This is a genomic window from Kamptonema animale CS-326 (genome assembly GCF_028330895.1).
Taxonomy (GTDB): domain Bacteria; phylum Cyanobacteriota; class Cyanobacteriia; order Cyanobacteriales; family Microcoleaceae; genus Kamptonema; species Kamptonema formosum.
The window spans coordinates 22563-33525 of sequence record NZ_JAQMUA010000105.1; the positions used below are offsets into that span (position 1 = coordinate 22563).

9 protein-coding genes, 1 tRNA gene and 1 pseudogene are annotated in these 10963 nt (G+C 43.8%); 6 read left to right on the forward strand and 5 right to left on the reverse strand.

Going from position 1 to position 10963, the window contains the following annotated elements; genetic code table 11:
- Positions 1–31: 31 nt before the first annotated feature.
- Both PN499_RS06080 and PN499_RS06085 read right to left on the reverse strand, forming a co-directional pair.
- A pseudogene (locus tag PN499_RS06080) lies at positions 32–837 on the reverse strand (IS5 family transposase).
- 191 nt (positions 838–1028) lie between these two features.
- Positions 1029–1769: an SIMPL domain-containing protein gene (locus PN499_RS06085; protein WP_272030796.1), complete on the reverse strand. Its 741-nt coding sequence runs from the start codon at positions 1767–1769 to the stop codon at positions 1029–1031.
- 523 nt (positions 1770–2292) lie between these two features.
- Here PN499_RS06085 and PN499_RS06090 point away from each other — a divergent pair.
- From PN499_RS06090 to pcrA, 4 genes are all read left to right on the forward strand, one after another.
- Positions 2293–2739: a DUF4278 domain-containing protein gene (locus PN499_RS06090; RefSeq protein WP_272030797.1), complete on the forward strand. Its 447-nt coding sequence runs from the start codon at positions 2293–2295 to the stop codon at positions 2737–2739.
- A 290-nt stretch (positions 2740–3029) separates the two neighbouring features.
- The gene (locus PN499_RS06095) at positions 3030–3425 is read left to right on the forward strand and encodes a hypothetical protein (RefSeq protein WP_272030798.1); all 396 of its coding nucleotides are present in this window, start codon (positions 3030–3032) and stop codon (positions 3423–3425) included.
- A complete protein-coding gene (locus PN499_RS06100; RefSeq protein ID WP_272030799.1) occupies positions 3403–3714 on the forward strand; it encodes a hypothetical protein in 312 nt (103 codons plus the stop codon). The genes PN499_RS06095 and PN499_RS06100 overlap by 23 nt, the downstream gene beginning before the upstream one ends.
- Positions 3715–3861: 147 nt before the next feature.
- Positions 3862–6210: a DNA helicase PcrA gene (pcrA, locus tag PN499_RS06105; RefSeq protein ID WP_272030800.1), complete on the forward strand. Its 2349-nt coding sequence runs from the start codon at positions 3862–3864 to the stop codon at positions 6208–6210.
- Positions 6211–6215: 5 nt separating this feature from the next.
- Here pcrA and PN499_RS06110 read toward each other — a convergent pair whose 3' ends face one another.
- Complete coding sequence (locus tag PN499_RS06110) at positions 6216–7601, reverse strand: FGGY-family carbohydrate kinase (RefSeq protein WP_272030801.1); 1386 nt, start codon at positions 7599–7601, stop codon at positions 6216–6218.
- 165 nt (positions 7602–7766) lie between these two features.
- Positions 7767–8804: a DUF2278 family protein gene (locus PN499_RS06115; protein ID WP_272030802.1), complete on the reverse strand. Its 1038-nt coding sequence runs from the start codon at positions 8802–8804 to the stop codon at positions 7767–7769.
- Positions 8805–9184: 380 nt separating this feature from the next.
- Here PN499_RS06115 and psaD point away from each other — a divergent pair, with 380 nt between their 5' ends.
- Together psaD and PN499_RS06125 are read left to right on the forward strand one after the other, a co-directional pair.
- Positions 9185–9610, forward strand: coding sequence for a photosystem I reaction center subunit II PsaD (psaD, locus tag PN499_RS06120; RefSeq protein ID WP_272030803.1), 426 nt, complete (start codon positions 9185–9187; stop codon positions 9608–9610).
- A gap of 158 nt (positions 9611–9768) precedes the next feature.
- A tRNA-Val gene (locus PN499_RS06125) sits at positions 9769–9842 on the forward strand.
- A 210-nt stretch (positions 9843–10052) separates the two neighbouring features.
- Here the strand turns inward: PN499_RS06125 and PN499_RS06130 are convergent.
- Positions 10053–10963 (reverse strand): S8 family serine peptidase (locus PN499_RS06130; RefSeq protein ID WP_272030804.1); only part of this gene is annotated, 911 nt, incomplete at its 5' end.

The window sequence follows — 10963 nt, forward strand, 5'->3', positions numbered from 1 at the left end:
GTATAGCTAGGGGCTAGGGCGTGTTTTCAAACTATAACCACAACAGAATGCAGGCGATCGTAATCATGGCTGTATAATTTGCTGCCAGCTTCTCATATCGAGTTGCGATACGGCGAAATTGTTTGAGTCGGTTGATAGCACGTTCAATAATGTTACGTTGACGATAGATTTCACGGCTAAAAGGGCCTCGACGGGGTTCATTTGAGAGTCGTGGGATGGTAAAACGGATACCACGACGACGTAGATAACTACGGAGGCGACGACCTGTATAACCTTTGTCCCCTACCACTCTTGAAGGACGTAGACGCGGACGACCTGCACCCGAACGCTTGACGGCTCCTTGTTCCATCAATTGTTCTAAAAATATTGACTTCATAAGTTGACCAGGACTCAGAAGAAAAGTTATCGGTTTGCCTTTACCCTCACAACGGATGTGTATTTTGGTACTAAAACCACCTCTGGAACGACCTAGTTTCTCCTCGGCTGAGCCCCCTTTTTTCCACCAGCGGCGTGTTGGTGGGCACGAATTACGGTGCCATCGACGTAATGAACCTCCCAATCTAAGTTTCCTTGTCGATCTGCCGAGGCTTGCAAACGTTCTAAGACTTGCTGCCAAATACCGGCTTTTTGCCACCGATAAAACCGTGTTGCCACGCTTTGCCACTTTCCATAACGTTCTGGCAGGTCTCGCCAGGGGGCTCCTGTTCTGAGTATCCAGAGAATGCCGTTCACCACTTGTCGGTGGTCGCGATTGGGTTTTCCTGTTCGGGGTTTAAGTGGGGGAAGTAGCGGTTTTAACATCTCCCACTGTTCGGTACTTAAGTCTCCTGGGTTCATGAGCGTTAATTGTTTGCGATCGCCTATTTTCCATAATATAACGAGTTTGAAAACACGCCCTAGGGGCTAGGGGCTAGGGGAAGAAGGGAAATTGAGGCCATCGGATGCAAGTTGAGGGAAGAAGCGCGATCGCGCTTTGCATCTGTCCTCCCAACTGTGGATGACAGATGACAAAGATTAAGCGATCGCCATTAATAACTAATTTGCAAAGTCACCGACGCTTCCACCTGCTGTTCCCCTCCGACTACGGGAGTCGAAGCATCCTTATCGTTGCGTGCGGCCGCAAAACGAGGCTGAAATATTGGTGGTGGGGGACTCGCACCATTCACCTGAACGCTGACAACCTCACCTCGCTTGAGGTTCAGCGCCCCTAAAACCGCATCCGCTTGAATTTGAGCATCTTGAGTTGCTTCCCGTAGCGCTTGCTGCTGGGCCGATGCGATCGCGCTTTCCGCCGCTACAAAACTCACCCCATCAATCCGCGTCGCCCCCGCCTTCACCGCATCATCCAACAAAGTCCCCGCAGATTCAGTATTGATGCGAAAACTAACAGTATTAGTAGCAACATATCCGATCAACTTTTGCTGATTATTCTCATAGTTGTACATAGGACTGAGCGTAATCCCAGTAGTTTCCAATTTGTCTACATTACGCGATCGCAACAGCGACACCACCGCCGCCGATCGCTTCGCCGCTTCCTGCTGCACCTGCGCCGCCGTTTGTCCCTGCACCTCAACTCCCAAACGCACTTGAGTTAAAGTAGTAGGAATTGCTTCCATACCCCTACCAGTCACCGTTAGCGTTCTCAGGCGTTGCTCCTGCGCCATTGCGGGGTCTAAACCAGTAAAACTGATCAAACTCAGAGTTAAACATAAAGCTGTCAACAGACTCCGGGGTTTAATTTGGTAGGTGGATGCGCTAATTCGATTCATAAATCTTATTTTCCTCACATAGAACAGATGGCATACTCTTACTGTGCCATCGCAATTCGCAGAGATCCGGTTGGTTACACTTTTCGCAACTTATAGCAACCGCCAAGGTGACTCTTGACCTTCTTAATTGCTCAAACCATTGTTTTGATTGGATTTCCCTTCAGGTCTTCAAGATTGCTAAATCTTAGACCATAGCTGCCCTTCTAGATAATAAAAGCTTTCTGCGCTTCTGGCTTCCACCTCTGCCTTCTGCGATCGCCCAGGCTCTCCCTGAGTCTATCTCTACAACAGACCCATTTTGGGAAAAAAGTATTTTTCATAAAGGAGGAGTGTTTTTTTGCCTACACTGTCTTATATTAATAAAAATCAGGATTTACCCACTCACTACCATTTTCTGTGATTAGGAATCAAGCATCGCGCAGTCGCAAGGGTAGGAAGCCAGCCCAAAGCAATGCCAAATTTTGATTATTCGTGAGTAATGCTTAAGTCCTGTAAATTTGACTTCTAGCTCAGAGGTGATTGAATGACTTGGTTTTTTGTTACTCCTTTGGTAATTGCTCTCGCAGTGACTTTTATCTTTAAGAATTGCGCTAACGAAGCAGCCTATCTTGCCGGAACAATTGTCACGATCAGCTTAATTATAAGTTTGTTTTTAGCTCCTTGGCAAATCAAGGCATTGCTTTTAATCTTTGTAATTTTAGCTAGTAGAAGGCTATTGGAGTCAATTCATCCTGTTGATGATGAAGAGAAGAAAATTCTCACTTATCGCGGTGCTAACTATGAAGCTCTCCCTCCCCCAGTTGAAGTCTGCGATGGAGAGATCGCAGGCAAATATCGCGGTCAAATTTGGAGAACTCCGAAGCTAAAAAATACTACTGTGGTGACAGCAGGGATGAAATATCGAGGTGTGCCAGTTAAATCAGAACAAGCCATCGTACCTGCGATGGAAAAAGATATGAATCTTGAATGATTAATTTTGACAACTTAGCAAGTGCGATTACTGATAGGATTATTGTACCGCTCGGAATGTGGCTGGTACTCAAGATAATTCCCCAGCAGATTTTAGCAGAGTGTTGAGAAAAAGCATCCCCAGAGATAGCTCAGAGTCAGCCTAAAAATTGGGTAGCTGGGGGTGTAATTGTCCCTCTTGGGTTCCTATTAGGAATTCTGGCAGCGATTTTGGTTGGAGGCTGGCTTAAGCAAAAACTATCTGTTAAATGATAAAATAGTTAAAAGTTGCAAAAATAGTGGTACAAAACTATGTCAGAAGTCAGCCATGCACCAACAGAACAGATAGCAAAACATCCTCTCGAAAATGTGTTTGAGAAATTAAAATATCTAGTGGAAAGTATGGAATTAGAACTTGAAGTTGCACCACACGACTACAAGGCGCATCAAGATTTATTGCGAAGAACTATTAAAGCTGCTGAGAGCGGTCTTCAGATACCTGATGAAGCTTGGCCTGATAGTGAAAAAAATATTTCCAGGGAACCAAAAGAGCTAACTAAGGAAGAATTAGAATTTTTGGAGAGTTCTGATACCTGGATAACCGAGATGGAAATCGGGCAAGAAATTGATGTAGATGCTATTAACCGCTGTTTAAAAAAATATGGCTTCACGCAGCAAGTATCTTTTGAAGAGTCACCAGAAGTTTAGGAGTGAGGATTTACCCGCTTTACCAGATGAACTTAGAGCGCTCTACGAGGAGTTTTATAAAGTTATCTTGAGTGAAGATCCTTATAATTGCAAGGGGTTTCCTAACCACGCATTAAAAGGGCGACTGGATGACTACCGCACTTTGGAGATAGACTGGAATGGTGTTTCCTATCGGTTGGTTTATCGGATATATGAATCCCCAACTCCTAAACGAGTGTTTATTATTAGTTTTGAGGAACACGATCCTGCTTATGACAAGGCTAAAGAGCGCACTGGTAGAGCTAGGTAAAAAGGGGAAAACGGCGCGATTAGTGAGCAATTAACAGCTATCTATCAGGGCAGGGAGTGTACAATTTGTGCAGAAAATGGTAGCCTAGTCTATAGAGATTATTTCTGTCTCTTGCAACAACGCCCTGGGGCCCGCACTCACATCGCCATGACACCAACTACTGATTTTCTCAGCCAACTCAACCCCTCACAGCGCCAATCCGTCGAGCATTTTTGCGGCCCATTATTAGTAGTAGCAGGCGCAGGTTCGGGCAAAACGCGAGCTCTAACCTATCGAGTTGCTAATTTAATTCGCACCCATCGAGTCGATCCTGATAATATCCTCGCCGTAACTTTTACGAACAAAGCGGCGCGGGAAATGAAAGAGAGAATAGAGAAATTGTTTGCAACTGGGCAAGCTGAGGCGAAATATGGTAAACCATTAGAAGCATTAGCACCTGATGAACAGGCAAGACTGCGATCGCGCGTTTATAAAACTTATATTAAACCTCTGTGGGTAGGTACATTTCACAGTCTTTGTGCTCGGATTCTCCGCTACGACATCGAGAAATTTCAAGATGAAAAAGGTCGTCGCTGGCGAAAAAATTTCTCCATCATTGATGAATCAGATGCTCAAAGTCTGGTGAAAGATATCGTCACCAGACAGCTAAATCTGGACGACAAAAAATTTGAACCCCGTAATGTTCGCTACGCAATTAGCAATGCTAAAAACCAAGGCTTATCTCCCAGAGAAGTCGAATTAGAACAACCTAATTATCGGGGAAAAGTAATCGCTGATGCCTACAATCTTTATCAAGATGCTCTCGCTGCTAACAACGGACTAGACTTCGATGATTTAATTCGCGTACCCGTACAATTGTTCAGTCAAAACGAGTCAGTATTGGGTTACTGGCATCAAAAATTTAGCCACATTTTAGTAGATGAATACCAAGATACCAACCGCGTCCAGTATGACTTAATTCGCTTGTTAGCCACAAATAATGAAGATCCAAAAACCTTTGCAAACTGGGAAAGACGCTCAATTTTTGTAGTTGGTGATGTAGATCAAGCAATTTATTCTTTCCGCATGGCAGACTTCAAAATTCTGCTCGATTTTCAGAAAGACTTTGGCGACGGCTTGGCAGACGATGATACCCGGACAATGGTAAAATTAGAGGAGAATTATCGCTCCAGAGACAACATTTTACACGCCGCTAACGCCCTTATTGAAAACAACACCGAACGCATCGATAAAGTATTGCGCCCAACTCGCGGCGAGGGAGAACCAATTTGTGTAGAGCGTGCGGATGATGAAATTCAAGAGGCCGAATTTGTCACCAATGAAATTACAGGAATGGTGCGGAAAAACCCCGAATTAAAATGGGGCGATTTTGCTATATTATACCGCACAAATGCCCAATCGCGCAACTTTGAAGAGTGTCTAGTGCGGTGGAGTATACCTTACAATTTAGTTGGCGGCTTGAAGTTTTATGACCGCAAAGAAGTTAAAGATGTGTTAGCCTATTTAAGATTAATTGTTAATCCTGCCGATACTGTCAGCCTGTTACGAATTATCAACACACCTCGGCGTGGTATTGGCAAAGCTACCACAGATAGGTTAGTACAAGCTGCTCAGCAATTGAATATTCCGCTGTGGGATATTCTAGTTGATGAAGAATCTGTTAACACTTTAGCAGGGCGGACTGCTAAGCCGATTATTGAATTTATGCGGACGATCCGAAAGTGGCAAGAGGAAGTGGCAAATACCTCTGCTTCTGAGGTTGTCCAAGGTATTTTAGAAGAATCTGGTTACATTGATGAGTTAAAAAAACAAGGCACTGATGAAGCCGAAGATCGCATAGAAAACATCAAAGAACTATACAATGCAGTACAGCAATTTCAAGAAGAAAATGCCGAAGAAGCTAAGCTAGAAAATTTCTTAGCAAGTGCTGCTTTGAGTTCGGATATGGATAGCATGAAAGACGAAGAATCGCGGGTTTCTTTGATGACTCTCCACGCTGCAAAAGGGTTAGAATTTCCAGTAGTGTTTTTGGTGGGAATGGAACAGGGATTGTTGCCTCATTTTCGCAGTTTAGACGATCCTATTGCTTTGGAGGAGGAACGCCGACTTTGTTATGTTGGGATTACTCGGGCTCAGGAAAGATTGTTTATTACTTATACCATAGAGCGCCGCACTTGGGGGAATAAGCAGTTAGCTATTCCTTCGATATTTTTAGGAGAATTACCGAGAGAGTTTTTGACCGGAAATACCGTTAAGAAAAAGACAGCTAAAACACCTATTTCGCAAGCGCCATCTAATAATTTGAAAGGCAAAACTGGGAATACAAAATTAATGGATTGGAAGGTAGGAGATCGCGTTGTTCATTCCTCTTTTGGACTGGGACAAGTCACCTATATTTTAGGAACTGGCGATAAATTTACTTTGGCGATTAGGTTTTCTGGTTCTGGTCAAAAAATCCTCGATCCGAGAACTGCACCGTTGCAAAAAGTGAACTGACATTATTAATAGTCAATAAGATGAGGTCTGTTATTCTCCTTATCCATCGCCAATAATGCCGTTCCATAGGCCGCCGCTGTGTGAATTGGTGTAATTATAGGTACTTTTAGCAGCCGCGAACGAATAGCAGTCCAAATAGGATTTTTCGCACCGCCGCCAGCAGTATAAACCTGTGTTAAAGGAGTTGCACCTAACTCTTGCAATAATTGATAACCTCGCGCTTCAATCCGCGCCATGCTTTCCAGCAAACCGTGTAAAAATTCTACTGGGTCATCGGGGCGAGGTTCTAGTTTTGGTGGTAAATTAGGGTCGTTAATTGGAAAGCGATCGCCAGGTTTTAATAATGGATAATAATCAAGTAAACTCTCTTGACTAGGAGCGATTTTTTTGCTAAATTTATCTAATTCAGCATCAGTAAAAAAGTGCCGCAACACAGCACCACCTGTATTAGAAGCGCCTCCAACTAGCCATAAATCACCTAATTTGTGACTGTAAATTCCATACTTGGCATCATCAACGCGGGTGCGGCTTAATAATTTCAACACTAGGGTAGAACCCAAGGATGTACTAGCTTCGCCGATGGTTTTCGCGCCGCTAGCTAAAAATGCTGCAATACTGTCAGTTGTGCCTGCACGCACTATACAATCGCTGGGGAAAGAAAAGCGATCGCGCATTTCTGCTGTGATCTCTCCTACGATCGTACCTGGCGCGACAACTTCCGGTAACTGAATTGCGATCTGGGGAATAGTAGCGATCGCATCTGTCAACCATTCCGGGTAACATAGATTAGCCACGTCATAACCCAATTTCAAAGCATTATGATAATCGCTGACACCGATTTTCCCGTGTAGTAAAAAACTCAGCCAGTCAGCTTGATGCAGGAAATAAAGCCTCTGAGAGACAGATAACTTATTTGTTAAATCTCTTGTTAACCACAGGAGTTTTGCCAGACTAGAGGTAGCGCTTAATACTGTGGGGTTGGGAGGCGCGTAGGGGTAGTCAGCAGCAACCATCGCACTTAGCTTATCCATCACCGCTACCCCTCGCGCATCATTGTAGAGCATGGGGGCAGCCACAGGCTTACCGTCAGCGTCGCATAGCATTACAGTTGAAGATGTACCATCAATCGCGATCGCTCTTACTTCACGGCGGATTTCTAGGGGAATTTGCGCGATCAGAGAAACTAGCGCACTCTGCCATATAGAGGATAATTCAAATTGCGGAGTTTTTTGTAGATTTGAGGGAGGCTCCGCAGCTACGCCAGCCGCAGGCATCGCGTTTTGAGAACCGTCAAAAGGATAACAAACCTCTGCATAGATTTTACCGCCAGCATCAATTGCTATAGCCCGCGCCCCGGAAGTACCGAAATCTAGCCCAAGGTAAAAGTTCATTCTTCCTCCTGACCAATTCAATTACCGAAGAAGGGACTAGGGGCTAGAGGCTAGGGACTAGGGAAAGAGGGGGAGAGGGGAAGATAGGGAAGATAGGGGAGATGGTTAATAAGCCATTAACCATTAGCCATTAACCATTAGCCATTAGCCATTAGCCATTAGCCATTAAAATACAATCGTCCAACCCTCACGCTCTGATTGCTGCTGAGTATAGGAGACTCCGTGAACCTTCAAGCCTTGGTTATTCAACAACGTAATAATACCACCCTTACTACTAAGCTGTACATTAGCTGGCAACGTCACCACAAAAGTTGCACCCGCAGCCACAGTACCAGAGAGAGTAAACTTATTCTTAAACTTATCTGCGATCGCCCATCCCTTCAAGTCAATCCCCTGCGAACAAGTATTAAGTAAAGTCACTGTTTCCTTGCCAGCATCAGTACCAATCGGATTTACCAAAGCCGCCACAATGCGAATAACATCATCATGTTCTTCCACCTTAGCCATCTGCTGCGGTTTCTCCAAAAACCCGCCTGAAATCGGTGCAGCGATAGTCTCAATTTGGTGTCCAGTTGTATCATCAGTGTGCCAAGTTTGCGACTGAAACTTTAGAAAAATAGCCACCCAGCGATTATCCGACGGGAAATGTATCAACATTCCCCCATCTTGCCACACGCCATCATCAGAGCTAAATTTACCAACATTACCCTGATTCATGTGGATATCGTGAATCCCATTACCAGGCAAAAAGCCAAAGATTTTATCCTTAATAGTTTCGGGGCCCCATTTTTCACCAAAAGCATAAATCAGAGCATTTTCATCGGCCATCGCTCTTTCTACATACTTGTCAATTTTTTCATTTAAATCATTGTCAACGCCCGGTATATCAAAGGGCAGGGGAATCATGTTTTTGCGATCGAATAAATTGCCTCGAATAAAATCCAAAGCCAAACCCCCAGGCTTTCTTTCCACAGCATTGAATCCCCAAGGCAAATCTAACAAACCAGTTAATAGGGGGTGAGAGAAATTTTCATCTACTAAATACTCAAGTTCCGATGGTTCTAGTTTGGATTGAACATTAATAGCAATGCGGTAGTCCGTATCCTTTGAAACTAGATGGATGTGATAATGAGCATTAGACATTTTAGCTAAACGGCTGCCTACAGGCCGACCTTTTAAAACACCATAATTTTTTAGCGGCATGAGTTTCTCCTTAAGTAAGAATAGAGCTGACTAATTAATTGATAACCCTGCATTATTAGCGGTAAATTTACCAGCCAGATGCGGCGTTATATTATTAGTATATAAGTCTAGTCAACAAGAAAGCAGATAATTTAATCTGGTAGAAAAAAGCTCTTAAAATTATTACTCAGTTCTACTACAATCCGAAAGTAAATCAGCTTTTCAGGATAGAATTTAGACCCATTCTCACCTCTTCCCGCTTCCTCTGTGCGCTCTCCTGCACTCCGGGCCACCGAGCCCCCATGCTCCCGCTCCGCACCTAACTGTTACAGTTCCTTACGATTTGAACAGACAAGGAACCTCTGAGTGATACTATGCCGTAAAAATCTTCAGAAATATCTATGGCAGAACAACTCACTGGACAACCCCCCATTTTCGGCGGCAGCACCGGCGGCTTGCTGACCAAGGCGCTAGTCGAAGAAAAGTACGCTATTACTTGGAGTAGCCCCAAGGAGCAAGTGTTTGAGATGCCTACTGGCGGCGCGGCCATTATGCGTCAAGGCGACAATCTGCTGTATTTACCTCGTAAAGAGCAGTGCATTGCTTTAGGCGGTCAACAACTGCGGGCCAAGTTCAAAATCACGAATTACAAGATTTACCGCATTTTTCCCGACGGTTCGACGGAGTACCTGCATCCCAAGGATGGCGTTTTCCCTGAGAAGGTGAATGAAGGCCGCCCTTATGTAGGCAAGGTTGACCGTAATATCGGCAGTAATCCCGATCCGATTACTGTGAAATTTACCGGTAAGAAGACCTATGAGGTCTAAAATGGACACCATAGGCAATTTCTTTGGGATTTTTCCCAGTTGTTAAGGGATTGCTCAAAATTCAGCCCTAGCGGGTTCATCCTGCCGGGGCTGAAATAAATAGAGCTAAAAAAGACTTGACATTAAGGAAAAAGCTGTGCTAAGTTTATAAATGGTGCGGACGCATAGCTCAGTTGGTTAGAGCACTACGTTGACATCGTAGGGGTCACAGGTTCGAGTCCTGTTGTGTCCATTGAAAAAACCAGAGTTAACAAATCAGGTTTTGCCCCGCAGTTGTCGATTGTCAAATTATTTGTCCACGTTGACAGATTGTTGTCCGTGTTGACAAATTAATGTCATTATCTTCTGAGGATACAACAGGACTCACTTTCGACCCCACCTTCGCAATTTTAATCAGAAGTAACTTATCAGCGTGACATAAAGTCGAGCGGCAAACACATTTTTATACTCTAGTTGTTGTTTGGATTTCAAGTTGCGTTATGATATTCTGCACTTCAGCATAGACTTGAGCCGTTTGTGTTGTGTCTTCGAGGCGTACAACGACTGCGTAAGGTACAGGTTGATTGTCCCATTTTTTATAAGCAGCTATAGCTAATGTGTAGCAATTTTGGCTGTATTCTAACTTATGTTGTTTCCACTCGCAGACCCCATGTTGAACCGTTCCTCTAGAACGCAGGTTAATACCTGGGAAAAAATCTAACTCTTTCTGTTTCTTTGCTGTTTCTTCATCATCTTCATCTCCTTCGATAGACATAGATTGAATAATATCTTCCTTGTCCACATCTCCTCGAAACATTCGCCATTTTAACGTTGTTCCTAAATAAGTTTCTAGTCCCCATCTCTGAACTTTAGGTGCGTGAACTACTGTTACAGTTAACCGTTTTATTCCCGTTTGTGCGTGTGCTAAACACTCAGGAACAGGAATATCAAAATAATCAACTGTATTCGGTTCAATCTCACCTTGAAACAATAGAATTGCTGTATAAGGATCACACTCTGTTGCTCTGATATCATCTGGTATTCCGTAACCAACAATATTTAACCAATGCTTAGGCTGAACCTCATCCATCGCTTGTTTAAAATTATCAAAATTTCCATAATAGGGTGGATAAATAGCAGAATTAACAGTCAATGCTTTCAGTAAAGATGCAGAAATATTATCAAAACCAAAAGACTGCATATCATAGAGAATACGCGCCATTTTGTGAGCAACGCGGGGAGCAGCAAAGCTCGTTCCCGAATGATGAGCAATTGCAGGTGTAAGTTGATGACTTGCCATCATTACATTCATTCCTGGATTTTCTCGAACTGAGCCATTTTCCTCGATTAAATAATTACCACCATATTCGACCA